28 protein-coding genes are annotated in these 24,628 nt (G+C 73.6%); 10 read left to right on the top strand and 18 right to left on the bottom strand.

Translation table 11 applies throughout. From position 1 onward, the window contains the following. Nucleotides 1-3: 3 nt before the first annotated feature. The 3 genes from ACFVIU_RS32970 to ACFVIU_RS32960 all read right to left on the bottom strand — a co-directional run bounded on the left by ACFVIU_RS32970 (nt 4) and on the right by ACFVIU_RS32960 (nt 2,779). The gene (locus tag ACFVIU_RS32970) at nt 4-204 is read right to left on the bottom strand and encodes a ferredoxin (RefSeq protein ID WP_385847062.1); all 201 of its coding nucleotides are present in this window, start codon (nt 202-204) and stop codon (nt 4-6) included. Nucleotides 205-216: 12 nt separating this feature from the next. Next, nucleotides 217-1,446, bottom strand: coding sequence for a cytochrome P450 (locus ACFVIU_RS32965; protein WP_385847060.1), 1,230 nt, complete (start codon nt 1,444-1,446; stop codon nt 217-219). A 280-nt stretch (nt 1,447-1,726) separates the two neighbouring features. Next, nucleotides 1,727-2,779, bottom strand: coding sequence for a cation diffusion facilitator family transporter (locus tag ACFVIU_RS32960; protein ID WP_385847059.1), 1,053 nt, complete (start codon nt 2,777-2,779; stop codon nt 1,727-1,729). Nucleotides 2,780-2,881: 102 nt separating this feature from the next. On the opposite strand from ACFVIU_RS32960, the gene ACFVIU_RS32955 reads away from it, so the two are divergent. After that, nucleotides 2,882-3,898 (top strand): glutathione S-transferase family protein, encoded by a 1,017-nt coding sequence (locus ACFVIU_RS32955; protein ID WP_385847058.1) that lies wholly within the window; start codon nt 2,882-2,884, stop codon nt 3,896-3,898. 28 nt (nt 3,899-3,926) lie between these two features. Beyond that, entirely contained in the window at nt 3,927-4,229 is a 303-nt protein-coding gene (locus tag ACFVIU_RS32950; RefSeq protein ID WP_385847056.1) for a DUF4235 domain-containing protein, read from the top strand. Nucleotides 4,230-4,283: 54 nt separating this feature from the next. On the opposite strand, the gene ACFVIU_RS32945 is transcribed toward ACFVIU_RS32950, so the two are convergent. Then, entirely contained in the window at nt 4,284-4,742 is a 459-nt protein-coding gene (locus tag ACFVIU_RS32945; RefSeq protein WP_385847055.1) for a pyridoxamine 5'-phosphate oxidase family protein, read from the bottom strand. Nucleotides 4,743-4,958: 216 nt separating this feature from the next. Here ACFVIU_RS32945 and ACFVIU_RS32940 point away from each other — a divergent pair, with 216 nt between their 5' ends. Further along, nucleotides 4,959-5,339 (top strand): anti-sigma factor antagonist, encoded by a 381-nt coding sequence (locus ACFVIU_RS32940; protein ID WP_385847053.1) that lies wholly within the window; start codon nt 4,959-4,961, stop codon nt 5,337-5,339. A 39-nt stretch (nt 5,340-5,378) separates the two neighbouring features. Here ACFVIU_RS32940 and ACFVIU_RS32935 read toward each other — a convergent pair whose 3' ends face one another. The 10 genes from ACFVIU_RS32935 to ACFVIU_RS32890 form a co-directional block, all read right to left on the bottom strand. Continuing rightward, the gene (locus tag ACFVIU_RS32935; protein WP_385847052.1) at nt 5,379-6,323 is read right to left on the bottom strand and encodes a ribose-phosphate diphosphokinase; all 945 of its coding nucleotides are present in this window, start codon (nt 6,321-6,323) and stop codon (nt 5,379-5,381) included. A 55-nt stretch (nt 6,324-6,378) separates the two neighbouring features. Next, the gene (locus ACFVIU_RS32930) at nt 6,379-8,145 is read right to left on the bottom strand and encodes a complex I subunit 5 family protein (RefSeq protein WP_385847050.1); all 1,767 of its coding nucleotides are present in this window, start codon (nt 8,143-8,145) and stop codon (nt 6,379-6,381) included. Continuing rightward, entirely contained in the window at nt 8,145-8,492 is a 348-nt protein-coding gene (locus ACFVIU_RS32925; protein WP_385847049.1) for a sodium:proton antiporter, read from the bottom strand. The genes ACFVIU_RS32930 and ACFVIU_RS32925 overlap by 1 nt, the downstream gene beginning before the upstream one ends. Nucleotides 8,493-8,502: 10 nt before the next feature. Further along, the gene (locus ACFVIU_RS32920) at nt 8,503-9,237 is read right to left on the bottom strand and encodes an MnhB domain-containing protein (protein ID WP_385847047.1); all 735 of its coding nucleotides are present in this window, start codon (nt 9,235-9,237) and stop codon (nt 8,503-8,505) included. Then, nucleotides 9,234-9,494 carry a Na(+)/H(+) antiporter subunit B gene (locus ACFVIU_RS32915; protein ID WP_385847045.1) on the bottom strand — a complete coding sequence of 87 codons (261 nt, stop codon included), beginning with the start codon at nt 9,492-9,494 and terminating at the stop codon, nt 9,234-9,236. The genes ACFVIU_RS32920 and ACFVIU_RS32915 overlap by 4 nt, the downstream gene beginning before the upstream one ends. A 33-nt stretch (nt 9,495-9,527) precedes the next feature. Continuing rightward, the gene (locus ACFVIU_RS32910; RefSeq protein ID WP_385847043.1) at nt 9,528-9,980 is read right to left on the bottom strand and encodes a monovalent cation/H+ antiporter complex subunit F; all 453 of its coding nucleotides are present in this window, start codon (nt 9,978-9,980) and stop codon (nt 9,528-9,530) included. Further along, nucleotides 9,977-10,162, bottom strand: coding sequence for a hypothetical protein (locus ACFVIU_RS32905; protein ID WP_385847042.1), 186 nt, complete (start codon nt 10,160-10,162; stop codon nt 9,977-9,979). Before ACFVIU_RS32905 ends, ACFVIU_RS32910 begins: the two co-directional genes overlap by 4 nt. A gap of 244 nt (nt 10,163-10,406) precedes the next feature. After that, nucleotides 10,407-10,628, bottom strand: a complete 222-nt coding sequence (locus ACFVIU_RS32900) for a hypothetical protein (RefSeq protein ID WP_385847103.1) — start codon at nt 10,626-10,628, stop codon at nt 10,407-10,409. Next, nucleotides 10,531-11,709 carry a DNA topoisomerase IB gene (locus tag ACFVIU_RS32895; protein WP_385847041.1) on the bottom strand — a complete coding sequence of 393 codons (1,179 nt, stop codon included), beginning with the start codon at nt 11,707-11,709 and terminating at the stop codon, nt 10,531-10,533. Before ACFVIU_RS32895 ends, ACFVIU_RS32900 begins: the two co-directional genes overlap by 98 nt. 4 nt (nt 11,710-11,713) lie before the next feature. Further along, nucleotides 11,714-12,517 (bottom strand): SDR family oxidoreductase, encoded by an 804-nt coding sequence (locus tag ACFVIU_RS32890; protein WP_385847040.1) that lies wholly within the window; start codon nt 12,515-12,517, stop codon nt 11,714-11,716. A 126-nt stretch (nt 12,518-12,643) separates the two neighbouring features. Between ACFVIU_RS32890 and ACFVIU_RS32885 the strand changes: the two genes are divergently transcribed. After that, entirely contained in the window at nt 12,644-13,684 is a 1,041-nt protein-coding gene (locus ACFVIU_RS32885) for a PHP domain-containing protein (protein ID WP_385847039.1), read from the top strand. 30 nt (nt 13,685-13,714) lie between these two features. Continuing rightward, nucleotides 13,715-14,371, top strand: a complete 657-nt coding sequence (locus ACFVIU_RS32880) for an HAD family hydrolase (protein ID WP_385847037.1) — start codon at nt 13,715-13,717, stop codon at nt 14,369-14,371. Nucleotides 14,372-14,627: 256 nt separating this feature from the next. On the opposite strand, the gene ACFVIU_RS32875 is transcribed toward ACFVIU_RS32880, so the two are convergent. Beyond that, nucleotides 14,628-15,563 (bottom strand): alpha/beta fold hydrolase, encoded by a 936-nt coding sequence (locus ACFVIU_RS32875; RefSeq protein ID WP_385847036.1) that lies wholly within the window; start codon nt 15,561-15,563, stop codon nt 14,628-14,630. Between the two features lie 120 nt (nt 15,564-15,683). Between ACFVIU_RS32875 and ACFVIU_RS32870 the strand changes: the two genes are divergently transcribed. After that, on the top strand, nt 15,684-16,715 hold the full coding sequence (locus ACFVIU_RS32870) for an SDR family oxidoreductase (RefSeq protein ID WP_385847035.1): 1,032 nt from the start codon (nt 15,684-15,686) through the stop codon (nt 16,713-16,715). Between the two features lie 20 nt (nt 16,716-16,735). Continuing rightward, nucleotides 16,736-16,978 carry a hypothetical protein gene (locus ACFVIU_RS32865; RefSeq protein WP_385847034.1) on the top strand — a complete coding sequence of 81 codons (243 nt, stop codon included), beginning with the start codon at nt 16,736-16,738 and terminating at the stop codon, nt 16,976-16,978. A gap of 131 nt (nt 16,979-17,109) precedes the next feature. Here ACFVIU_RS32865 and ACFVIU_RS32860 read toward each other — a convergent pair whose 3' ends face one another. Next, nucleotides 17,110-20,286 carry a bifunctional cytochrome P450/NADPH--P450 reductase gene (locus ACFVIU_RS32860; RefSeq protein WP_385847033.1) on the bottom strand — a complete coding sequence of 1,059 codons (3,177 nt, stop codon included), beginning with the start codon at nt 20,284-20,286 and terminating at the stop codon, nt 17,110-17,112. A 218-nt stretch (nt 20,287-20,504) separates the two neighbouring features. Between ACFVIU_RS32860 and ACFVIU_RS32855 the strand changes: the two genes are divergently transcribed. From ACFVIU_RS32855 to ACFVIU_RS32845, 3 genes are all read left to right on the top strand, one after another. Continuing rightward, the gene (locus tag ACFVIU_RS32855) at nt 20,505-21,149 is read left to right on the top strand and encodes a PAS domain-containing protein (RefSeq protein ID WP_385847031.1); all 645 of its coding nucleotides are present in this window, start codon (nt 20,505-20,507) and stop codon (nt 21,147-21,149) included. Nucleotides 21,150-21,280: 131 nt separating this feature from the next. After that, nucleotides 21,281-21,775, top strand: a complete 495-nt coding sequence (locus tag ACFVIU_RS32850; protein ID WP_385847030.1) for an FBP domain-containing protein — start codon at nt 21,281-21,283, stop codon at nt 21,773-21,775. A gap of 91 nt (nt 21,776-21,866) precedes the next feature. Then, nucleotides 21,867-23,108, top strand: a complete 1,242-nt coding sequence (locus tag ACFVIU_RS32845) for an aromatic acid exporter family protein (protein ID WP_385847029.1) — start codon at nt 21,867-21,869, stop codon at nt 23,106-23,108. Nucleotides 23,109-23,131: 23 nt separating this feature from the next. On the opposite strand, the gene ACFVIU_RS32840 is transcribed toward ACFVIU_RS32845, so the two are convergent. Together ACFVIU_RS32840 and ACFVIU_RS32835 are read right to left on the bottom strand one after the other, a co-directional pair. Beyond that, on the bottom strand, nt 23,132-23,857 hold the full coding sequence (locus tag ACFVIU_RS32840; protein ID WP_385847027.1) for a DUF2470 domain-containing protein: 726 nt from the start codon (nt 23,855-23,857) through the stop codon (nt 23,132-23,134). Between the two features lie 90 nt (nt 23,858-23,947). After that, complete coding sequence (locus ACFVIU_RS32835; protein ID WP_385847026.1) at nt 23,948-24,553, bottom strand: TetR/AcrR family transcriptional regulator; 606 nt, start codon at nt 24,551-24,553, stop codon at nt 23,948-23,950. Nucleotides 24,554-24,628 lie beyond the last annotated feature (75 nt).

Raw genomic sequence — 24,628 nt, 5'->3', positions numbered from 1 at the left:
GGGTCAGTCCCCGGACTCCTTCAGCGTGATGGCGCCCACCGGGCAGGCCCGGACGGCCTCCCTGAGCAGCGGGTCGCCCGCGCCGTCCTCGCGGCCGGGGATCAGCGTGCTGTAGCCGTCGTCGTCCTGGGTGAAGACGCGGGGTGCGGTCAGCGCGCACTGGCCGGCGCCGATACAGGCGTCCTTGTTGATGTCGATATGCATGAGCAGAGCCTCTTACCAGGTCACGGGGAGTTCCAGCATCCCTTGGATCGTGTCGCCGGGTTTGAAGGGGATCTCTTCGGCGGGGGCGGCCAGGCGGAGGCCGGGCAGCCGGGTCAGCAGGGTGCCGAAGGCGATCTCCAGCTCGGCGCGGGCCAGGTTCTGGCCCAGGCACTGGTGGATGCCGAAGCCGAACCCGACGTGGTGCCGGGCCGGGCGGTGGAAGTCCAGGGCGTCGGGGTCGTCGTACTGGGCCGGGTCGCGATTGATCACCGAGGTGGAGAAGAGCACGCCCTCACCGGCCCGGATCGTGGTGCCGGCGATCTCGATGTCCTCCGCCGCCACCCGCAACAGTCCCTCCGTGATGGACAGCATGCGCATCAGTTCCTCGACGGCGGCGGGCAGCAGCGCGGGGTCGGCGCGCAGCTCGGCGAGCCGCTCGGGGTGTTGCAGGAGGGTGAAGGTGCCGAGGGAGATCATGTTGGCGGTCGTCTCGTGGCCGGCCACCAGCAGGATGATGGCGAGGGCGACGACCTCGGCCCGCTCCAGGGTGCCGTCGCGGTACTGGTGGTGGACGAGTTCGTCGAGGATGCCGTCGCCGGGCGCGGCCTCCTTCGCCTTGGCGTCGACGAGGCCGCCGAGGTACTCCTCCAGCCGGTCGCGGGCGGCCCGGGCCTCGGCCGCCGTGGGGCCGCGCAGCAGCGTGCGGGACTGCGCCTCGAAGAACTCGTGGTCGGCGTACGGCACGCCAAGCAGCCCGCAGATCACCATCGACGGGACGGGCAGCGCGAAGGCGGAGACCAGCTCGGCGGGCGGGCCCTGCGCGATCATGGTGTCCAGCAGGCCGTCCACGATCCGCTGGATCCAGGGGCGCAGGGCGTTGGCCCGTTTGACGGTGAACGACGGGATCATCATGCGCCGCTGCCGGTGATGCTGGGGATCGTCCACGCCGAGCAGGGCCACCGCGCGCCCGCGGTTGGCGGCGAAGCGCTCCGTGGGCGCCGGGAAGCCGGGGTCGGTGCGGTCGCTGGACAGGCGGGGGTCGGCGAGCAGGGCGCGGGCGGCGGCGTGCCCGGTCACCAGCCACACCTCGCGGCCGTCGTAGAGGGTGCCGCGGGACAGGGCTCGGCCGTCGCGCAGCGGGGCGTAGCCGGTGGGCGGGTGGTAGGGACAGGTGCGGTCCTGGGGAAACGCGACGGGATCGGTCTCGATGGCCGGTCCGGTGATGTCCGTCAGTTCCGTCATGGAAAGACCTCGCAGAGCGAAAGTAGTGCGGCGTGCAGATCTTCATTAGATGCCCCAGGCATCTATTCGGCACACGGGAAGTTCGGCCACTTCGGTGACGTCGGCGATCTGGCCGAGGAGTTGGGGGTGCGGGGGCGGGAACCGGCCAGGTCTCGCGGCCCGCCGCGGGCGTCCGCGCATCTCCCGGTGCGCGGCGACCGGTTCGAGTCGGCAAGCGGGTACTTTCAGAAAAATCTGTTCCGGGCAGGTGTGAAGGGCTTCGCGGGCGGGCACCCGTGGATCAGGCCCCGCCGCGTTCCCCCGTCGCGGCGGGGCTCTCGCGTGTCCTGTCCGCCGGCCGGTCGGTCACGTCCAGGAAGATCTGGTCGGCGTCCGGGAAGGTCCGGGCCAGGGACCGCTTGATACGGTCGGCGACCTCCTCCACCCGCTCGCTGTCCAGGCCGGGCACCAGGTCGATGCGGGCGGCCACCAGCGTGGAGTCGAGCCCCAGTTTCATGGTGAACAGCGCCTCGACGCTGTCGATCTCCGGCTGCGCCCGCAGCAGCGACTCGATGCGGCCGCTCAGTTCCGGGTCGGCGGCCTCCCCGATGAGCTGGTCGCGCGCGTCCCGGCCGAGCCGGTAGGCGACGTAGACCAGCAGCACGCCGATGGCCAGCGAGGCGGACGCCTCCCAGGCGACCTGACCAGTCACCAGATGCAGGGCCATCCCGACGAGGGCGAGGACGACGCCGAGCACCGCCGTGCCGTCCTCGGCGACCACCGTGCGCAGCGCCGGGTCGCGCAGGGCGCCGAGCCCGCCGTCCTGCCGGCGCGCCTGGTGCAGGGCCCGCAGCAGCGAGACGCCCTCGGCCACCAGCGCCACGCCGAGCACGGTCAGGCCCGCCACATACCCGCTGAATCCCTCCTGGGTGTCCTGGCTCAGGGCCTCGAAGCCCTGGAAGAAGGAGAAGCAGCCGCCCATGACGAAGATCCCCACGGCGGCGAGCAGGGACCAGAAGAAGCGCTCCTTGCCGTAGCCGAAGGGGTGCCGCGCGTCGGCGGGGCGGCGGCTGCGGCGCAGGGCGGCCAGCAGGAAGACCTCGTTCAGGCTGTCCGCGACGGAGTGGGCGGCCTCCGACAGCAGCGCCGGCGAGCCGGAGAGGACTCCGCCGACGGCCTTGGCCACGGCGATCAGCAGATTGGCGGCGAGCGCCACGAGCACGGTGATCTTGGTGTGCCGGTCCCCCGGCGCACCGGCCGGCCGGTGGTCCGTGGACGCGGTGCCGGTGCCCGGCGCGCCCGCGCCCCCGGCCGAGTGTGCGGCCCTGTCCCGGGCCGAGGGTGTCCCGCTCATCTCTCGCCGACTGCCCCGGAAGGAGCGGATCACACCGTGCGGGGGCGGGAAAACGGGGAACGCGGTGTTCCGTGGGCACAGCCCCGGCGAGGAGGAGCAGACATGGGCGGCAAGGGCAACAGCGCCTACGGCCACACGGCATTCACCCGGTCACCGAGCCACTTCACCGACCGGATCACGGCCGACGGCCGGGACGGCTGGCCGGTGGCGGCCGGGCGGTACCGGCTGGTGGTCTCGCGGGCCTGTCCGTGGGCGAGCCGCGCGGTGATCTCCCGCAGGCTGCTGGGCCTGGAAGAGGCGCTGCCGATGGCGATCGCCGACCCGCTCCAGGACGACCGCAGCTGGCGGTTCACCCTGGACCCCGGCGGGCGGGACCCGGTGCTCGGCATCCGGTATCTGAGCGAGGCCTACGACCGGCGCGAGACCGGCTACCCGGGCGGGGTGAGCGTGCCCGCGGTGGTGGACGTCCCGAGCGGGCGGCTGGTGACCAACGACTACCAGCAGCTCACCCTGGACCTGGCCACCGAGTGGACGGCCCTGCATCGCCCGGGCGCGCCCGACCTGTATCCGGCCGCGCTGCGCGAGGAGATCGACACGGTGATGGCGGCGGTCTACCAGGACGTGAACAACGGGGTGTACCGGGCGGGGTTCGCCACGCACCAGCAGGAGTACGAGGAGGCGTGCACGGCACTGTTCCGGCGGCTGGAACTGATCGCCGAACGGCTGCAAGAGCAGCGGTATCTGGTCGGTGACACCCTGACGGAAGCGGACATCCGGCTGTTCACCACGCTGGTGCGGTTCGACGCCGTCTACCACGGCCACTTCAAGTGCAACCGCTGGAAGCTGACCGAGAACGCGGTGCTGTGGGCGTACGCGCGGGACCTTTTCCAGACACCGGGATTCGGTGACACGGTCGACTTCGACCACATCAAGCGGCACTACTACCAGGTGCACAGCGGGATCAACCCCACCGGCATCGTGCCGCTCGGTCCCGATCTGTCCGGCTGGCTGGCTCCGCACGGCCGGGAGGAGCTGGGCGGCCGGCCGTTCGGCGAGGGCACCCCGCCCGGACCGGTGCCTCCGGGCGAACGGGTGGCCCCGCGCGGGCGGCCCGCATGAGCACCCCGCTCCGAGGAAGTAGTCACACATGGCCAAGAACAAGAAGAAGAAGCTGCCGGTTGTCTACCAGCCGATCGGATTCGTGCTCAGCTGGGCGAGCGGGGCGCTGGCCGGTGCCGCCTTCCGGAAGGCGTGGAAGGCGATCCGGCACGAGGAGGACGCGCCGGACGCGCTGGACCCGGACCGCGGCTGGGCCGAGATCCTGCTGGCGGCCGCGGTCCAGGGCGCGATCTTCGCGGTGGTGCGCAGCGCCGTGGACCGCACGGGCGCGAAGGCCATCGCCCACTCGACCGGCCAGTGGCCGGTGGCCGACAAGGGCGGCCGGGACTAGGTCCTCTCTTTCGGATCTTGCCGGCGTCGCGAGCCCTGGCACGCAGGAGAGGCCCTAGGCGAGCCAGCGGCCGTCGCGCATCAGCTCGCGGCCGCGTAGCTCGTTCTCCTCGCGCCAGGCCTGGACGCGCTGCGGGAGGACCCTGAAATACAGGTAGGGGACGGACAGTTGGCGCGGGTCGAAGCCGGTCTTGCCGGCGAAGACCTCGGCGTCCTCCTCGGGCAGGTCCTCCGGGGTCACCGCCCGGACGGTGCCCTCGACCAGGACCACGTCCCGCGTCGGGCCGAGCCCGAGCCGGGCCCTGCCGGTGGCCACCAGATTGCGGCCGGTGGGGCTGTCGGCGGCGGTGGCGATCAGCAGGGTGGCGCCGTCCCAGACGAACGACAGCGGTACGAGATGGGGGACGCCACCGTCGGGTCCGGCGGTGGCGACCCAGACGTCGACGTCCTGCTCCAGCCGGTGCAGGGTGTCCTTCTTGCGCTGTGCGGTGCTGCGGGCGGGCGGCGGGGTCATGGCGTACGGGCCTCCTCGTGGTGCGGATGCGCACCAGTGTGACGGCCCGTCAGGGCTGTGCACGGATACCGCCGGGGCGTGTCCGGACTGGGGTGGCCGACGACACGCCCGAAACTCGACGACATATGTCAATCGAACATGCTCAAATTCCTTCCACTGAGGGTAACTTGACGGTCGGGAATCGACATCCAGGGGCGGGTGGGAGGTGGTGCCGTCGTGGGCGAGCAACCCGCACCGCTCACCCGGTATCTGCGGGTGCGCGAGGAGCGCGGGCACACGGTGCTGGAGTTCCGCGGCGAGATCGACATCCTGGCGGCGACCGAGATCCTGCCCGCGCTGGACCGGGTCACCGGCCGGCCCGGCGCCCGGATCCTGATCGATCTGCGCGGAGTCGAGTTCTTCGACTGCTCCGGGCTGCGGCTGCTGTACCGGGCGCGGAGCCGGGTGCTGGAGCAGGGCGGGCGGCTGCACCTGGTGTGCGCGCACCCGCTGACCCTGCGCGTGCTGCGGGTGACCGGCCTCGCCCGGCTGCTGCCGCCGCACCCGACGCCGGAGGCTGCCCTCGCCCAGTCCGGGGCCGCCTCCGGATCGTCCTGAGCCGCCGGTCGCGGACGGCTCGGGACCTCGTGGTCAGCCCTACGACTCGTCGAACAGGGCGCTGACGGACTCCCCGTTGTGGATCCGCCGTACCGCCTCGGCGAGCGCCGGGGCGATGGACAGGATCCGCAGCTTGTCGGTGTGCTCGTCCGCGGGCACCGGCACGGTGTTGGTGCAGACGATCTCCAGCACGTCCGGCTGCTCGCTCAGCCGCTTGAGCGCGCCGGCCGCGAACAGCCCGTGCGTACAGGCCACCCGGATCGACCGAGGACCCAACTCGCGCAGCCTGCCCAAGAGTTCGATGACAGTGCTGCCCTTGGCGATCTCGTCGTCCAGGACGATGACGTCCCGGCCGGCGATGTCGCCGATGACCGAGCTGATGGTGACCCGGTCGTCCGCGAACCGCTGTTTGGCGCCGGCCGCCACCTGGGCGCCGATCAGCCGGGCGAAGGCGGCCGCCTCCTTGGCGTTGCCGAGGTCCGGGGAGACGACCGTGGTGCGCGTGAGGTCGTACTGCCGGAAGTGTGCGGCGAGTTCCCTGAGCGCGTGCAGATGGTCCACCGGCACCGAGAAGAAGCCGTGCACCTGCGGGGAGTGCAGGGTCATCGCGAGGACCCTGCTCGCCCCGGCCGCCACCAGCAGGTCGGCGACCAGCCGGCCGCCGATGGAGATGCGCGGCGCGTCTTTCTTGTCGGACCGGGCGTAGGAGTAGTGCGGCATGACGACGGTGATCCGGCCCGCGGAGGCGCCCCGGGCCGCGTCGCACATCAGCAGCAGCTCCACCAGGTGCTCCTGCACCGGCCGGACCAGCGGCTGGACCAGGAAGACGTCCCGCTCCCGGCAGTTGGCCTGAAGCTGCACCTCCAGGCAGTCGTTGGCGAACCGGCTGATCCGGGCCGGGCTGAGCGGCACCCCGAGGTGCGCGCAGACCTCCTCGGCCAGTCCGGGATGGGCGCTGCCGCTGAAGACGGCGATGTCTCGCACGATCCGCTCCTCGCATGATCGACACGGGGCTGGACCGTCATGCTACTGGGGCCGATCAACCGCTCAGCACCCCCGGCAGCGCCAGCGCCCCCAGCGCCACGGCGCCCACCAGCAGCCAGGCCACGTAGTCGCCGACATGCCCCGACTGGAGGCGCCGTACGGGTGCCGCCCAGCCGGGCGCGGCCACCCAGCCGGGGCGGGTCACGGCGAGCGTGGCGAGGCCCGCGGCCAGGGCGGCGGAGACCAGGCCCAGCAGCACCCCGTACGCCGTCCAGTGCGCCTCGGCATGGGCACCGCCCGACCCCGCCTCGTTGACCGAGCGGGCCACCAGGGCGCCGAAGCCGGGGACCGTGCCGACGGCGAAGCAGCCGGCGAGCAGGACGGCGGGCACCGTGGTCATGGTGTCCGGGATCCGCCGCAGCAGGCCGGCGGTCTCCGGCTCCTCCTCGCACCCGCTGGTCTCGTCGTCGGAGTCCTCGGGGCGTGGTCCGAGGCCCAGGAACACCCGGGCGGCGACCCGCAGCACGGCGCCGGCGGTGATCGCGGAGGCGGCCACGTACAGCACGGTGAGCGGGCCGCCGACCGCCTCCTCGCTGACCGCCTTGCCGAGCCCGGTGCCGAACGGCGGCAGGCCGGCGAGCGCGAGGCCGCCGACGGCGAACATCACTCCGGTCGCGCGCAGCGAGCGGCCCTGGCCGTGCAGGGTGTGCTCGTCCACGGAGCCGAACCGGTCGAGCAGCACGCCCGTGCAGGCGAACAGCGCGGCCTTCGCCCCGGCGTGCCCGAGGAGGTACAGGGCGGCCCCGTCGTCGCCCTCGGGGGCGAGCACGCCGAGGGCGACGAGGAACAGTCCGGTGTGGGCGATGGTGGAGTAGGCGAGCAGCCGTTTGATGTGCCGCTGGTACCAGCACATGACGGCGCCGGTGACGGCCGTGAGGGCGCCGAGCGTGACCAGGGCCCGGGTCAGGTCGGCGGGCGGGATGCCACCGGGTCCGGCGAAGACGGTGCCGTACACCCGCCAGACGCCGTAGGCGCCCAGCTCGACCATGGCTCCGGAGAGCAGCATGCACACCGGGGTGGGGGCGACGGCGTGCGCGTCCGGGAGCCAGAAGTGGAAGGGCACGGCGGCCGCCTTCACCAGCAGCCCGGTCAGGACCAGCACGAAGGAGGCGAGGACCAGCGCGTCCGGGCCGCCGTGCGCCGCGGCCGCGTCGAGGCCCCGCCCGATCTTCGTCATGCCCAGTTCGCCGGTACGGGCGTACAGCAGGCCGATGCCCATCAGCATGGCGTATGCACCGAGGGAGTTGACGACGCCGAAGGTCAGGGCGCCTTGTACGGCCTTGGCCTCGTCGATGCGGAAGCCGGTGAGCGCGTAGGCCACGACGCTCATCAGCTCGAAGAAGACGAAGGCGTTGAACAGGTCGCCGGCGAGGGCGAATCCGCACATGGCGCCCTGGAAGATCAGCATGAGCGCGGGGTAGGAGCCGCTGTGGCCGGGCGGTGGTTCGTCGAAGTAGCGCCAGGAGTAGGCGAGGGCCGCCACGGTGAGCAGCGATACCAGCGTGGCCATGCCGAGCGCCGGGCCGTCCCCGAGCACCACGATGCCGACGCTCTCGCCGCCGACGGGCAGCCAGCCGCCGACCCATTCGACCATCGGAGGGCTCGAGTCGAGCAGCAGGACGAGCGCCAGGGCGGCCGTGCCGCCGGACACCACCAGGGCGGTGATCTCCGCGGCGGGCCGGGGCAGCCTGCGCCCGGTGGCGACCAGCAGGGCGGCCCCGAGCACCGGGAGGGCGACGACCAGCGGGAGCAGGTGGTGCATCAGCCGCGCAGCTCCCGCAGTTCGTCGGGGTCGACCGTGCCGTGCCGCTTGGCGATCTGGAGCACCAGCGCGAGCAGCAGGGCGGTGACGGTGGCGCCGACGACGACGTCGGTGAGGCTGAGGGCCTGCACCACCGGGTCGACCACGGGCCGGGAGCCGGGCCGGATGTCGGAGAAGACGGGCGCGGTGGCGCCGTCGCGGTAGCCGACCGCCAGCAGCAGCACATAGGTGGCGGCCTGGCACACCGAGAGACAGCCGACGGCATGGATCAGATTGCGGCTGGTGGCCAGGCCGTAACAACCGGTCAGGAAGATGTAGACGGCGGTCAGATAGGGCAGGACGTGCATCACGCTCCTCTCAGCTCCCCTGCTCCTGCTCGATCTCCACGGCCTGGTCGAGGAAGTTGGCGAGCAGGACCACCACGGCGCTCGCCACCTCCATGCCGATGGCCGCGTTCAGCAGCGGGACGCTGCCTCCGGAGGCCAGCGTGTTGAAGGTGCCGTACGGCAGTGTGTTGGCCAGGAACGCGGTGCCGGCCAGGAGCCCGGCAAGCCCCAGCACGAGGTAGGCGGAGACGGCGAGCGCGTCGGTGGTCTCGAAGACACCGATCGGGCGGACGCGTTCCAGCGCCCGGTAGTCGGCGCCGAGGTAGAGCAGGTGCAGGGCGGTCGCGGCGACGACCCCGCCCTGGAAGCCGCCGCCCGGGCTGAGCTGGCCGTGGGCGATCACGTACAGGCCGGTGACCAGGGCGACGGGCAGGACGAGCAGGGCGTAGCGGCGCACCGGGCGGGCCACTTCGGCGGGCTCGGGCGCCGCGCGGTGCTCGTCGCGGGCCTGGCGCAGCAGCACCACGCAGCCGAGCACGGCGGCGAACAGGATGCTCATCTCGCCGAGGGTGTCGTAGGCGCGCTGGTCGAAGTTGACGGAGGCGATGGTGTTGGCGGTGTGCCGGGCGAGGGAGGCGTGCACCGCCCGGGTGCCGTACGGGTGCCGGCGGCCGCCGAAGTCCGGCAGGTCCAGGCAGGCGGCGGTGAGCAGGGCGGCCAGGCCCGCGCCGCCCGTGGCGAGCAGCCACAGCCGCAGCCGGTTCACCGCTCACCGTCCTCGTGCCGGCCGCGCCGCCGCACCTTGCGGACGGACAGCATGATCAGCAGCGGGGTCAGCGCGGAGCCGACGGCCAGCTGGGACAGGCCGACGTCCGGGGCCTGCTCCACGGTGAACAGCACGGCGAGGAAGATCCCGAGCAGCGACAGCACGAGCGCCTGGCGGGCGGGGTCGCGCTGGGCCACGGCGGCGGTCGCGGCGACGGCCACCAGCAGCAGCGCGACGACGATCACGGCATCGGCCATACGGCATCTCCGCCACCGGTCCGGCACGGCACGTCAGCCACCGCGCACCCCCTGGAAGCCGCCCGACAGCGCGCGCGAGGCGATCACATTGCCCGCGATCAGCAGGGCGCCGATCACGAGGAGTTTCACCATCGCGCGGCCCGGCCCGGTCGGCACGCACACCGCGGCCACCGCGACCGCGCTCAGCCCGGCCGCCGTCCAGGTCAGCCCCCAGGCGCTCGGCCGCTGCCCGGCCAGGTCGTCGGAGAGCAGCCGGGCGAAGACGAGGGTGCCGACCGGGCCGAGCAGGGCCAGCAGCAGCGCGAGGTCGACGTAGGACGGGCGGGAGTATCCCTCGGAGAGCAGCAGCAGGGCCGGGCAGACGACCGAGGTGGTGAGGTTCTGGGCGACCATCCGGCGGGCCACAGGGCCGGTGGCGACGCCCCACAGGACCGCCGCTCCTCCCCCGCCCAGGACGAGGGCCGCTGCGAGGATCCAGCCGTTCACCGCCAGGTCACCGCCCGCCGGCCGGCCCGGGCCAGGGGTGCGCCCGCCGCCGCGGCGCTCGCTCCGACGATCAGCTCCAGGGAGTCGACCGTGGTGATCAGCATCAGCCACAGCAGCGCCAGCGCCGCCCACCAGGCCAGCACTTCGCCGACGGCGAGGAGGGCCGCCGTACGCCGGGTCATCCGCCACCTCCTCGTGCCGCTCTGCCCTGCTGTGCGGCGATGGCGTCCTCTATGCCACCGCCTGGGGCATCCAAGCACCGCGGGCCCCGGCCAGGTGCGGCGGCGCGCTGGTCGGCACCAGGAGTGCCCCGGGAGCGTGAACGCAAACCGGGGCGGCGGCCGCACCGGCTCATCGGCCGTCAAAGGCGCTGTGCCGCGGCGGTGTTGGCGGGAGGTCACCCCCGGCCGGGGCCGGGGCGGTGGCTCAGTGCACGGTCCAGGTGTACTTGTCGCCGCCGACCCAGCGGACCACGTCCGGGTCGTCCAGGTCGTGGACGATGATCCCGTAGGAGGCCGCGGCCTCCAGCACATCGGTGATGGTCCTGGCCTCACCGATCACCTGACCGTCGATCTCCATGATCCGGAAGGGCGGTTCGCCGGGCTTTCCGGGACAGACCCCGTGCACCAGGATCCGCGGATGGGAGATATGGGGAGCTGCTTGTTCGGTCATGCAATTCAGCGTAGGACGGAACCCGCGTCGACGGGTCGTCCACCGGCGCCGTCCAGCAGGGCGAGCACCGCGGCCTCGACGGGCCCCTGGGTGGCCGGCCGAAGGCGCCGTGTTCGCCCAGCCGGGTGAGGGCGGGGGCGATGGTCACGCCCTCCTCGAACAGCTCGAAGACGCGCGGATCGATGTAGGAGGCCCGGCACACCGCGGGCGTGTTGCCGAGGTAGTGGCTGACCTCGCGGACCGCCCGGGCGATCTGCCGGCGGCGGGCGGCCTCGGTCGCGCGGGTGCTGTCGTCGGCCACGGCCACCGCCACTGCGGCGAGGACGGTGGCGTGCCAGGTGCGGAAGTCCTTGGCGGTGACATCGGTGCCGGAGAGTCGGCGCAGCGCCTCGTTGAGGTCGTCGCTGTGCAGGTCGTGCCAGGCACCGCCGTCGCGGAAGGCGAGGAAGCGGTCGCCGCCGCGCGGGCGCCGCAGCAGGGCGCGGGCGACGGTGCGCACATCGTCGTCGACGAGGGCCCGCACGGTCTGGATGCCGCCCTTGGCGGGGAAGCTGAACGTGATCTCGTCGCGGCGGCAGCTGACGTGCTCGCGGAGCATCGTCGTCAGGCCGTAGGTCTCGCTGGTGCGGGTGTGCCGGTCGCTGCCGATGCGGAAGAAACCGAGGTCGAGCAGGCGGACCGCGCAGGCGGTGACCCGGTTCCGGCTCAGCCCGCGCCCGGCCAGGCCGGCGGTCACCTCGGCGCGCAGCCCGGGCAGGGCCAGCGCGATCTGCCGTACGTGCTCGTGCTTGGCCTTCTCCTGCTCCGCCCGGAACTGCTCGTGGTACAGGTACTGACGGCGTCCGGCGGCGTCCGTGCCGACGGCCTGGAGGTGGCCGTTGGCCCACGGGCAGATCCACACCTCGCGCCAGGCGGGCGGGATGGTCAGGGCGCGGACGCGGGCCAGCTGCGCGGGGTCGGTGAGGGGCCGGCCGGCGGTGTCGAGGTAGCGGAAGCCCCGGCCGCAGCGCAGCCGGCGGTAGCCGGGGCCGTCGCAGGAGCTGGTGCGCAGCCGCACGGTCTCAGGGCCGCCGCCAGTCGTCGCCGGTCAGGTGGGAGCCGGCCTGCGGGCCCATGCGGAGCATGCCGCCGTCGACGCTCCAGGAGGCGCCGGTGACGTAGGAGGCGTCCGGGCCGGCCAGGAAGGCGATCACCGCGGCCACCTCGCGGGCGTCCCCGGGCCTGCCGAGCGGCACGCCGGGGCGGCGCTCGGTGTGGACGTCGGTGTCCTCCTGCCCGGTCATCGGGGTCGCGATCTCGCCGGGCGCGACCGCGTTCACGGTGATGCCGTGCTCGGCCAGCTCCAGCGCCATCACCTGGGTGAGCAGGCCGAGCCCGCCCTTGGCGGCGCAGTAGGGGGCGGCGCCGACCCGGGGCTGGTGCTCGTGCACGGAGGTGACGTTGACGATCCGGCCGCCGTCGCCCTGCCGGATCATCTGCCGGGCGGCCTTCTGGCCGAGCAGGAACGGGCCGGCGAGATCGACGTCGAGGACCCGGCGCAGGTCCTCGAGGGTCAGGTCGAGATAGGGGGTCATGGTGCCGGTGCCGGCGTTGTTCACCAGGACGTCGATCCGGCCCAGTCGGGCGCAGAGTTCGTCGACCGTGTCGGCGGCTTCGGGCAGCCGGGTGAGGTCCATCCGGGCGACGGCGGCACGGCGGCCGTGGCTGCGGACCTCCTCGGCGGTCCGCTCGGCGCCGTCCTTGTCCGTGTGCCAGGTGATGCCGATGTCCAGGCCCGCTTCGGCCAGACGTACGGCGGTGGCCCGGCCGATGCCGGAGTCCGAGCCGGTGATGATCGCTGCGCGGGGCTGGGGCGTGGAGGACATGGCTCACGCAGTACCCGGGGGGTGCGTGGGGAAACGGGCTCCGGCTGCAGGGTCACCCAGGGTCGTGCGTGGTTGCTCGCGCGGTTCCCCGCGCCCCGGTGGGGCGCCTGGGTGACCCTGGGGGGTATGGATCCCGTTGCCGCGCTGGACCGGATCGCGTTCCTGCTGGAGCGGAAGCTGGCGCCCACCTATCGGGTACGGGCGTTCAGGACCGCTGCCCGTACGCTGGCCGCGCTGCCCGAGGGGGAGGTCGCCGAGCGGGCCGGGGCGGGGACGCTGGAGTCGTTGAAGGGGGTCGGTCCCAAGACCGCTCAGGTGGTGCGGGAGGCCCTGGCCGGGGAGGTGCCCGGTTATCTGCGCACGCTCGAGGAGGAAGCCGGCGCCACGGTCGCGACGGGCCCCGGGTCCGGGCTGCGGGCACTGTTGCGCGGGGACTGCCACACCCACTCGGACTGGTCCGACGGGGGCAGTCCGATCGAGGAGATGGGCCGGACGGCGGCCGCTCTCGGGCACGAGTGGACCGTGCTGACCGACCACTCGCCGCGGCTGACGGTGGCCCGCGGGCTGTCCGCGGAGCGGCTGCGGGAGCAGCTGGAGGTGGTGGCGGAGCTGAACCGGCGGTGGGCGCCGTTCCGGCTGCTCACCGGGATCGAGTGCGACATCCTGGAGGACGGCTCGCTGGACCAGGAACCGGAGCTGCTGGAGCGGCTGGACGTGGTCGTGGTGTCCGTCCACTCCAAGCTGCGGATGGACGCCCGGTCGATGACCCGCCGGATGGTGGCCGCGGTCCGCGATCCGCACGCCGATGTGCTCGGGCACTGCACCGGGCGGCTGGTCACCGGGCGCGGCCGGCCCGAGTCGGAGTTCGACGCGGAGGCGGTGTTCGCGGCCTGCGCCGAGTCCGGTACGGCCGTGGAGATCAACAGCCGTCCCGAGCGGCTGGACCCGCCCCGGCGGCTGCTGCGCGAGGCGGTCTCGGCGGGGGTGCTGTTCGCGATCGACACCGATGCGCACGCGCCCGGCCAGCTGGACTGGCAGATCCTCGGCTGCGCCCGCGCGGAGGAGTGCGGGGTGCCCGCCGAGCGGGTGGTGACGACCTGGCCGGCCCAGGAGCTGCTGGCCTGGACGCGCGAGAGGCGGCTCCCGGAGCGCGTGACGGCGCTCTGACGCGGTACCCGACCGCGGAAAGGAGTGCCTATGAACCGTGCCGCCGTGTTCGATGTCGACGGAACCCTGGTCGACACCAATCATCTGCATGTCGTGACCTGGTGGGAGGCGTTCCGCCAGGCGGGACATGACGTGCCCATGCACGCCGTGCACCGGGCCGTCGGGCTGGGCTCCTCGGACCTGGTCGCCCATCTGCTGGGCGACGACCGCGACAAGGACGCGGACGCCGAGCTGAGCGCGGCGCACACGGCGCTGTACGGCCAGTACTTCGACCGGCTCCCGGCGCTGCCGAAGGCCGGGCAGCTGCTGCGGCGGCTGCACGGGGACGGCTGGACGGTCGTCCTCGCCACCTCGGCGAGCGGTGCCGAGCTGGGTGCCCTGCGCCGGGCGATCGGTGCGGACGACGCCATCGCGGCCACCGCGAGCGCCGATGACGTGACCGAGGGCAAGCCGGCGCCGGAGCCCGTGGAACACGCCCTGGAGCTGGCCGGGGTGCCGGCCGGGCGGGCGGTGTTCGTCGGGGACACGGTGTGGGACATGCGGGCGGGCAGCCGGGCCGGGGTGCGCTGTGTGGGGCTGCTGTGCGGCGGCATCCCCCGCGCGGACCTGGAGGAGGCCGGGGCCGAGGCGGTGTACGGCGATCCCGCCGAGCTGCTGGAGCGGCTGGACGGGAGCCCGCTGGCCTGAGGGCCGGGGGCGTGGTGGAGGTCACAGGAGAGGGTGGAACACCCAGATGTGGTTGCCCGTTGAACGAATCGTGGGTGCGGACGGGACAGTGTCCCCGGGCCTCACCTTTTGCCCACAGGGACGATCGTTCGGCTGAAGCCCTGTGGAGCGTTTCGCCGCGAGGCGACCGCCGTCCGCGCCCACGCTTGGACCGCCCCGGCCGTGATTCCCCCGTCACGGCCGGGGCTCTTTTTCTTCCGTCACCGGTTTTCTTCCGTCACCGGCCCGCCACTGCGGCGACGGCCGGCTCGGCGGTCCGTGCGGTGCCGCTGTCGAGGAACGCCCGCAGGTCGGCCGTGAGCCGTGCGGCGTGCGTCGCGAACAGGCCGTGGCCGCCGTTCTCGTACACCTTCAGGGTGGCGTTCGGCAGCGTCCGGGCCATGCGCTCCCCGGTGTGGGCGAGCGGGGCGTAGATGTCGTGGGTGCCGTGCACGACCAGCGCCGGAAGGTCCAGCGCGGGCAGCTCGGCGGCGATGCCCAGGGCGGCGACGACGGCCCGGATGCCGGTCGAGGCCCGCGGCGAGGCGGCCAGACAGCGGTCCACCATGTGGCGGACGTAGGCGGGCGAGACGTCGTTGCCGGGCCTGTCGACCATGAAGAAGCCGTCCGCCATCGCGGTGAACCAGGCCGCCCGGTCACGCCGGAAGATCTCCTCGTCGGCCGCCACGGCTTCCGGCGCCACGCCGTCGGGCAGGTCCGGCGCCCGGACGACGCCCGGGCTGACCCCGGCGACCAGGGCGATCCGGCCGATCCGGGCGGTGCCGCGCCGGGTCAGACAGCGGATCACCTCGCCGGTGCCGACGGAGTGCCCGACGAGCGTGGCCTCGCGCAGGTCGAGGTGGTCGAGCAGGCCGTACAGGTCGTCGGCGAGGGTGTCGAGGTCGTAGCCCGACCAGGCGTCGTCGGAGCGGCCGTGGCCTCGGCGGTCCAGGCCGACGCAGCGGTAGCCGGCCTCCGCGAGCGGCAGCATCTGGTACTCCCACATCTCGTGGCCCATGTAGGCGCTGGCGACGAAGACGGCCACCGGGCCGGCCGCCGGGCCGTGGTCGACGTAGTGCAGCCGGGTGCCGTCGACGGGGCTCTGGTAGTACGGCACGGGTGCCTCCTGGAAGGTCGGGACCAGGTGCGACGTGTGGTGTCGCGCTGACGTCACCGATCCTCCCGGGGTCCGCCGCCGGGGTCGATTACCTGCCAGGTCATGGCCGCGTGTGCGCGCGCCCGGCCCCGGGTACCCGGCCGTCCGCCGAAGCGTCCCCGCCGGAAGGAGCCGAAGGTGAGCAGCGCAGCGGGCAGCAGGGTCGTGGTGACGGGTGCCACCGGCAACGTGGGTACGAGCGTGGTACGGCTGCTCTCCGAGGATCCGGGGGTCAGGTCGGTGCGCGGTCTGGCCCGCAGAACACCCGAGTGGTCGCCGCCGAAGACCGAGTGGTCCGCCGTGGACGTGGCCGCCCAGCAGGCGAACCTGGCGGAGCGCTTCGAGGGCGCCGACGCCGTGGTGCACCTCGCGTGGGCCTTCCAGCCGACGCACGATCCGGCGACCACCTGGCGGACCAATGTGCTCGGCGGCATCCGGGTGTTCGAGGCGGTCGCCGCGGCCCGGGTACCGGTGCTGGTGCACGCGTCCTCGGTGGGCGCGTACTCGCCGGGTCCGAAGGACGACCCGGTGGACGAGTCCTGGCCGACGCACGGCTGGCCGGACGCCGCGTACTGCCGGGAGAAGGCCTATCTGGAGCGCACCCTGGACGTGTTCGAGCGCGACCATCCCGAGGTGCGGGTGGTGCGGATGCGGCCGGCCTTCCTGTTCAAGTGGGAGTCGGCGAGCGAGCAGCGGCGCATCTTCGGCGGGCGCTTCCTGCCGGGGCCGCTGGCCCGCCCGGAGCTGCTGCCGGTCCTGCCGGACGTCCCGGGCCTGCGGGTGCAGGCGCTGCACACCGACGACGCGGCCGAGGCCTACCGGCTCGCGCTGCACTCGGACGGCGCCCGGGGCGCCTTCAACCTGGCCGCCGACCCGCCGCTCGACGCCTCGGTCCTCGGCGAGCTGCTCGGCTCCCGCCCGGTCCGGCTGCCGCGTACGGCGGCCCGGTCGGCGATCGCCGCCGCCTGGGGGCTACGGCTGCTGCCCGCCTCCCCGCATCTGTTCGACGCGGTGCTGCGGCTGCCGCTGATGGACTGCACCCGGGCCCGCACCGAGCTGGGCTGGCAGCCGCGGTACTCCGCGACCGACGTGCTGCGGGAGTTCCTGGACGGCCTCCAGCAGGGCGGCGGGATGGAGACCGAGCCGATGCGGGGCCGGAAGGTCGGCTGAGGAGACGAGGAGAGAAGCCCATGGACGCACAGCAGGAGCCGGAGCCCGGTCGCCAGGAGCCGCCGGTCCCGCGGGACATGCCGGACCAGCAGGCGGGCGGCGGGGACGACCCGTGGGACGTCGGGTCCGGGCGCCCGGCCGACGACGAGCCGGACGAGGACGAGGTGCCGGACACCGACGAGGCCGGCAGCGGCCCCCGCGGATCGGCCCGCCCGGGGACGGTCCAGCCCGGACACCCGGGACCGGACGAGCCGCCGGCCTGACGGCCATCTGCGGGACGGGACCAGCCGATCGCGTCGCCCGGCCGGGGCCCCATTGGGGCCCCGGCCGCATGCTGAGGGGCCTTCCTCGACGGTGTTGCAGATGCCGCCTCGGTGCGCCCCTCGCCGGCGGTTCAGCCCGCCGCGTACACGTCCTCGACGTAACGCCCCTGTGCCACCAGGGTGTCGAGCCACTGTGCGGCTGCCGTCTCGTCACTGCCCGGGGTGCGCTCCCGGTACAGGGTGCGGAAGGCCTCGCGGACGCCGGGAGCCATCCGGGCGCCGTCGCCGCAGACGTACACCCGGGCGCCCTCGTTCAGCAGCTCCCAGACCTCGTCCGCCTCGGCGGCGATGCGGTGCTGGACGAAGCGGGCGCCGTGCTCCGGGGCCTCGCTGAAGGCCGGGCGCAGCCGGAGCGCGCCGGCCGTCTCGGCGCCGCGCAGCTCCTCGGCGTGCAGGAAGTCGGCGTCCGGGGCGTCGCACCCGAAGTAGAGCAGCGCGGGAGGGAGTTCGCTGCCGGTGGCGGCCGCCGCGACCCGGTCGGCGACGGCGCCGCGGAAGGGGGCGAGTCCGGTGCCGGCGGCGACCATCACGACCGGTGCCGAGCCGTCGATGCGGAAGGCCTCCCGGCAGGGCTGGACCCGGGCGTACACGGTGTCGCCGGGGCGCAGGACGGCGAGGTGGCCGGAGCCGGTGCCCCGGTAGCGGCCCCGGCCCGAGCGGGCGGGGGCGTCGAGCACGGAGACCATGAGGTCCGCGTGGCGCGGGTCGACGGCGGGTGAGGACGAGATGGAGTAGTGGCGGGGCTTGAGCGGGGTCAGCAGCTCCAGCAGGGCCGGCCAGTCCAGGGCGCCGCGCAGCGCGGGGTGGTCCTCGGCCAGCTCCACCAGGGTGCGCGGGTCGTCGTCGGTCAGGGCGGCGAGGGCGGCGCGCTCGGGCGGGCAGGGGTTGGCCGCGGCGAGCAGCTCCCGCTGCCGTGCGGTGGGGCGCTGCTGCAACTCGACGTGGTGGGCGAGGAGTTGCCGTACCGTCAGCGGGCGGTCCACCGCCAGACCGTCGCCGCGCGGGCGGGTGGGCCGGATGTCCAGGACGGCGTCGGGGTCGAGGCCGAACGCGGCGAGGGCGCGGTCGACCAGCTCGGGGGCGTTGACCGGGAGCACGGTCAGATGGTCGGCGGTGCGGTAGGTGACGCCGTCGGGCAGGGCGATGCGCAGGAACCGCTTGGTGCGCGGGTGGCCGGGCGCGGTGAGGTCGTGGGCCTCGGTGACCGTCATGGGGACGAGTCCGTGCCGCTCGGCGAGCGCGTCCAGGGGGCCGCCGGTGAGGGTGCGGACCTGGTAGGCCGCCGCGGGCTCGTCGGCCGGGGCGGTGGCGTCGGGGTCGCCGTACTCCTTGAGCAGTGCGGTGCGCAGCCGGGCCGTGAACTCCCGTACGGCGCCGGTGAGGTCGCCGGAGGCGTCGGCGGCGGCGCGCTCGGTCAGCCGGGTGGCGCCGAGTTCGGCGAGGCGGGCGTCGACGCGGGTGGGGACCTGCTGGTAGGTGGCGGCCCAGTTGCGGTCGCCGACGCCGAGGACGGCGTAGCTGACGCCGGTCAGGTCCGGGGTGCCGTCGAGCCAGGCGGCGAAGGCGGTGGCGTCGTCGGTGGGGCGGCCGTTGTAGGAGGCGGCGGTGATGACGACGGGCCGGTCGGTGGGCAGCCCGTCCGCGTAGTCGTCCAGTGCGGCGACCTCGGTGGTGCAGCCGACGGCGGCGGCCTCGTCGGCGAGCTGGGCGGCGAAGTCGCGGCAGGTGCCGTAGTTGCTGCCGTGCAGGAAGAGGGCGCTGGTGCCGGGGCGGACCCGGGCCGGGAGGGTCTCCGGGGCGGTGGTGCCCTCGGCCGGTGCCGCGGTGGTGCCGGGCAGCGGGGCGTGGGCGCGGTCGGCGGAGGTGCGCGGGGTGAGCGTGAGGGTGAAGCCCTCGGGCTTGAGGGTGAGGGTCTCCTTGACCGTGAGCCGGTAGTCGGCGTGGTCGTGCAGCCGGTAGCGGTGCACCAGCATGGCGAGCAGCATGGTGGCCTCGTGCAGCGCGAACTGCCGCCCGATGCAGGCGCGTTCGCCGGTGCCGAAGGGCTTGTAGGCGTGCACCGGGCGGGCCGCCTCGGCCTGCGGGGTGAACCGCTCGGGGTCGAACAGCTCGGGGTTGTCGCCCCAGTCGGGCTGCCGGTGCAGCATCGGGGCGAGCACGGTGACGGCCTGTCCGGCGCGCATCGGGATCCGGCCGCCGAGCAGGGTGTCCTCGCGGGCGTGCCGGCTGAAGGCGGCGGCCGTCGGCCACAGCCGGAGCGCCTCGTTGAGGACCTGGCGGGTGTAGGTGAGCCGGCCGATGTCCTCGTACGTCGGCTCGGGGTCGGCGGTGTCGCCCCACAGCGCGTCGGCCTCGCGCTGCACCAGCCGGAGCGCGGCGGGGTTCTTGGCGAGGTAGTACAGGGCGAAGGACATCGCGCCGGAGGTCGTCTCGTGGCCGGCGATCAGGAAGGTGATGACCTGGTTGCGGATGTTGGCCCGGTCCAGGGGGGTGCCGTCGGCGGGGTGCGGGGCGCTGAGCATCAGCCCGAGCAGGTCCTCGGCGCCGCTCTGGTCGGTGCCGGTGCGGGCGGCGATGACGTCGTCCACGACGCCCGCGAGGTAGTCGGCGTCGGCGCGGAAGGCCGCGTCGGCGGCGGAGTGGTCCTCGCCCGGGTTGCGGGCGAGCCGGGTCATGCTCCACTCCAGGCAGCGGACCATCGCCTCCACGAAGGGGTGCGGCTCGGGGCGTTCGAAGGAGCCGAAGTCGTAGTCGAACCCGGCCAGTCCGATGGTGTCGAGGGTCATCCGGGTCATGTCGTCCGGCACCTCGACGGGCCGTCCCTCGCGGGCCGCCCGGTCCCAGGACTCGATGAGCCGGCGGGCCACCTTGAGCATCACCGGGTGGTAGGTGCGCATCGAGCCGAGCGCGAAGGCGGGCATCAGGATGTCGTGCGCCTTGGCCCAGTTGGGCTCGTCGTTGTACGCGGTGAACAGGCCGTCGGCGGTGAAGGCGCGGACGTTCTCCAGCGCGGGGCCGACGTGCTTGGCGAACCGCTCCTCGTCGGCCAGGTCGGCGACCAGGTCGGCGTCGGCGACGAACATCACGTCCCGGCCGTGCAACCGGCGCACCAGGACCGGCCCGTGCTCACGCATCAGCTGCATGACCTGCTGGATCGGGGTGTGTCCCGGACCGGTGGCGGAGATGTCGACGACGGGGATGCCGGGCAGGGTTCCGGCCGGTTCTGGACGCAGTGCTGTGGCGGACATGACGCGACAACTGCCTTTCGCGGTAACGGTGTACTCGGGGTAACGGAGTACTGCGTTCCAGGGTGGTCGACCGGATGCCCCGGCCCGGACCCGGGCACTACACGATCATGCAGTCGAAAGTCCGCGGGACGGCTTGCGCCGACGCGGCCGGGTTTGCCTCGCGCCCGCGTCGTGATCTTTGATGGGGGTGACGGCCCCGGTGCGGCGGGAGGTGCGGGGTGGAAGCGGGCCGGATCGACGCGGTGGTATGGCGCAACCGGGCCATGGTGCTGTTCGACCGGGTGACGGTGCCGGTCGCGGTCTGCGATGTGTACGGCGTGGTGGTGCTGGCCAATCCCGCGATGGCCACGGAGGCCGGTACGTCCCCGGGGCGGCTGCGCGGCCGGGACGTGCTGGAGCTGTTCCGCCCGCAGGAGGCCACCCAGGTGGAGCGGATCGCCGAGGCGCTGCGGATGCGGCGCCGCTCGCGCTACCAGGTGTCGGTGCGCTGGCCGGCGCCCGGCGGCGGTGAGCGGTACGGCGAACTGACCGCGGACCCGGTGAGCGACAGCGTGCAGGAGACCCCGGCGCTGCTGGTGATGCTGCGGGTGCACGGCGAGTCCGCGGCCCGGCCGCTGCCCCGGCCGGAACCGGTGCCGGTCACCGCCGTGGAGGGCCGGGTGCTGGCGCTGCTGGCCGGGGGCGCCACGACGGCGCGCGCCGCCCGTGAGCTGGGGCTCACGGTGGACGGTGTCAACTACCACCTGCGCCGGCTGTCGGCCCGCTGGGGAGCGGCCAACCGCACCGAGCTGGTCGCCCGCGCCTACGCCCTGGGCGTCCTCACCCCGGGCGTCTGGCCCCCGGAGCCGCGGGCACCGCACTAGCAGCCGGCCAAGGCACCCGGGAAATCCATTGGCCCATCCGCGCTGTGGCTACATAGGCTAGCCATGAACCTAGGCCCCCTAGGTTCTGTTACGGCACCGAACCACACCGCGTCCCGGAAGGACCCGCTCCCATGAGACCGCTCACCGAGCAGGACATCCGCACTTCCTTCGTCAACTGCTCGAAGGGCGAGGCCAAGCGGCTGGCGGTGCCGCGGGACCTCGGGGAGCGGCCCTGGCAGGATCTGGACTTCCTCGGCTGGCGGGATCCCGGAGCGCCCGACCGGAGCTATCTGGTCACCGAGCGGGACGGCCGGCCGACCGGGATCGCGCTGCGCTTCCCGGCCTCGCAGCGCAGCTTTCTGCACCGCAGCATGTGCTCGCTCTGCCTGACCACGCATCCGGGCGGCGGGGTGTCCCTGATGACCGCGCGGAAGGCGGGTGCGGCGGGCCGGGAGGGGAACTCGGTCGGCCTGTACATGTGCACCGACCTGGCGTGCTCGCTGTATGTGCGGGGCAGGAAGGTGCCGGAGTCCGGCGCCCGGTTCGAGGAGAGCCTGACCCTGGAGGAGCAGATCGCCCGGACGACGGCCAACCTCTCCGCCTTCCTCGACAAACTGTACGAGTGACACCCTGCGCCCGGTGCGCCCTGTTCTCGTACGGCCGTGCTTCGCGAACCGGCACGTTCGACCCGCCCGATGACGGGGAACAGGCCAAAGGATGCACGAGGTACGCAAGTGGACCACGGGACTGCGGCGCCTGGTGGAACGGCGCCGGGAACCGGTGGTCGTCCAGACGCTGCGGTCGGCCACGGCCGCGACGATCGCCTATGTCATCGCCCTGCGGCTGAGCCCGGAACCGGCCCCGCTCACCGCTCCCCTGACCGCCCTGCTGGTGGTCCAGGTGACGTTCTACGCCACGCTCACCAACGGCATCCGCCGGGTGAACTCGGTGGTCGCGGGCGTCCTGGTGGCCATCGCCTTCAGCGTGCTGGTGGGGCTGACCTGGTGGAGCCTCGCGCTGCTGATCGTGGCCTCACTGGCCGTCGGGCATCTGGTGCGGGTGGACGAGTACGTGGCCGAGGTGGCGATCAGCGCCATGCTGGTGCTCGGCGTGACCACCGTCGGGTTCACCGCCTGGGCGCGGATCGTGGAGACGCTGATCGGCGCGGTCGTCGGCACCGCCTGCAATCTGCTGCTTCCACCCCCGGTGTGGGTGGACGAGGCGGGCCGGTCGATCGAGGACATGGCGCGCCGGGTACGGCAGCTGATGCTCCGGATGGGCGAGGAGGCGGCCGGACAGACCCCCTGGGAGCGGGCGGCCGAGCGGCTGCACGAGGCACGCCGGCTGGACCACGACATCGTGCAGGTGGACGCGGCGCTGCGGCAGGCGGAGGACAGCCTGCGGCTCAATCCCCGGGTCAAGGAGGGGCTGCTGCACCGGGTGGTGCTGCGCACCGGGCTGGACACGCTGGAGATCTGCACGGTGGTGCTGCGGGTGCTGGCCCGCTCCTTCACCGACCTGGCCAAGGCCCGCGGCTCCGAGGAGCTGTTCCCGCAGCCGGTCGGGGCCACCGTGGCGCAGCTGCTGTCCGAGATCGGCGACGCGGTGGTCAGCTTCGCCGTGCTGGTCACCAGCCATGTCAGCGAGAACGCGGAGTCGGCGGAGGCGCGCCTGACGGCCGAACTGCACACCGCCACCGGCACCCGGGACCGGCTGGCCGAGCTGCTGCGGCAGGAGGTCGGCCGGGACTGGGCGCACTGGCAGCTGCTGGGCGCCGTACTGACCGAGACGACCCGGATGCTCGACGAGCTGGACACCGAGCACCGCACCCGCCGGCTGCTGGAGGAGCTGGACCGGGTGTCCCGGGGGCAGCGGGTGAAGCTGCCGAGGATGACCCGGATGCGCGAGCGGCTCGGGGTCCAGCAGGAGCTGTGGCGGAACCGCACCGGGTTCCAGTGAGCGGGGAGGGTCCGCCGTACGTCTCACATGTCGCCGTCCGCGTGCTGCCGCTGGAGCGCATGCGGGCAGGCGGCGGCGCCGGCCTGCGCCAGCAGGACGTGCAGCCGCTCGGTGAGCTGGGCGACGTCGTCGGCGGGGGCGTGGAAGGGCAGTCGTACGTCGCCGTGGGCGCGGGTGCGTTCGATGCGCAGGGTCAGCCCGTGCCGGTCGACGGCGAGCGGCGCCACCCGGACCGCGGCGTGCAGCGACTCCGGCCGCACCAGCCGGGTGAGCCGCTCCACGGCGTCCGGGTGGGCGTCGGCGAGATGGGTGAGCAGCCGGGCCTCGGCCTCGGCCAGCGGGTCGGGCCGGGCGGCGGCGAACTCGTCGAGGCCGACGACCACGGCACCGGCGGCCTGCCGCAGCACTACGCGCGTGGGCCGGAACAGCAGGGCACCCGCCTCCGCGGCGAACCAGCCGGCGAGATGGAGCCGGGCCCGGATCCGGTGGCGCACCGGCACGGGGGCCGCGTCGGCGAACTCCAGCACGGCGGCCGGCTCCTGGCGCGGGGCGCAGATCGCCGCCGTGAGCAGCGCGCTGTCGTCGGGCACCGACAGCCGCACCGCGCCGTCGTCGGTGACGGTGTGCGCGCCGACGTACTCCTCGCGCACGCCGTCCGCGGTCACCGCGCACGACCATGCGGCGGCGAGCACCGACCGGGCCCGTTCCGCCGCGCCGGGTGCGGCCGTCCAGTCCTGCGTGTCACCCATCCCAGACCTCCTTAGGTAAGCCTTGCCTAACCTACCGAAGATCGGCGCGCACGCCAACCACGCCCCCGGCCGGAGGCGGGGCGTGCGGAATCAGGTGAGGACGCCCAGCAGTGCCCGGGCGCACAGGTCGCGCACCTGCTCCCGGCTCAGCTCGCCGTCGCGCAGCCACTCCAGGCAGACGGCCGTGGTGAAGGCGAGCCAGCCGCGCACGGCCAGCCGGACCTCGGGGGCACTCTCGAAGACGGGGCCGAACTCGGGGTCGGCCGCGAGCGCGGCCAGGATCTGCTGCTCCTGGGCCGCGAGGGCCCGCTGGTAGACCCGGCGCACCGCCTGGTCGCCGGCGGCATCCGCCCGGTGGAAGGCACGGAAGCCATGGGCGTGGGCCTGGACATAGCCGAGGTAGGTGTCGAGACCGGCGGCCAGCTGCTCGCGCACGGGCACGCCGGGCACGGCGGTGGTCATGCGCAGCATGCGTTCGCTCTCGCGCTCCACCACCGCCGCGAAGAAGTCCCGCTTGTTCGGGAAGTAGTGGTACAGCAGCCCGCGCGACACCCCGGCGATCTCGGCGACCTGCTCGATCCACACCTCGTCGTACGGACTCTCCGAGAAGAGCTTCGCGCCGACCGACAGCAGCTGCGCACGGCGCTCCTCGGTGCTGAGCCGGCGCCGGGCACGCTCCCCCTGGTTCGCGGACATGGCAGCACTTTACTTGACGTCGGTTCAACAAGCGGACCACACTGGAACCGCTATTGAACCCACGTACAACACACG

This window comes from Streptomyces sp. NPDC127190, assembly GCF_042672505.1.
Classification (GTDB): domain Bacteria; phylum Actinomycetota; class Actinomycetes; order Streptomycetales; family Streptomycetaceae; genus Streptomyces.
Note: the sequence above shows the minus strand (reverse complement) of the source record. Positions and strands in the feature narration are given on the sequence as shown.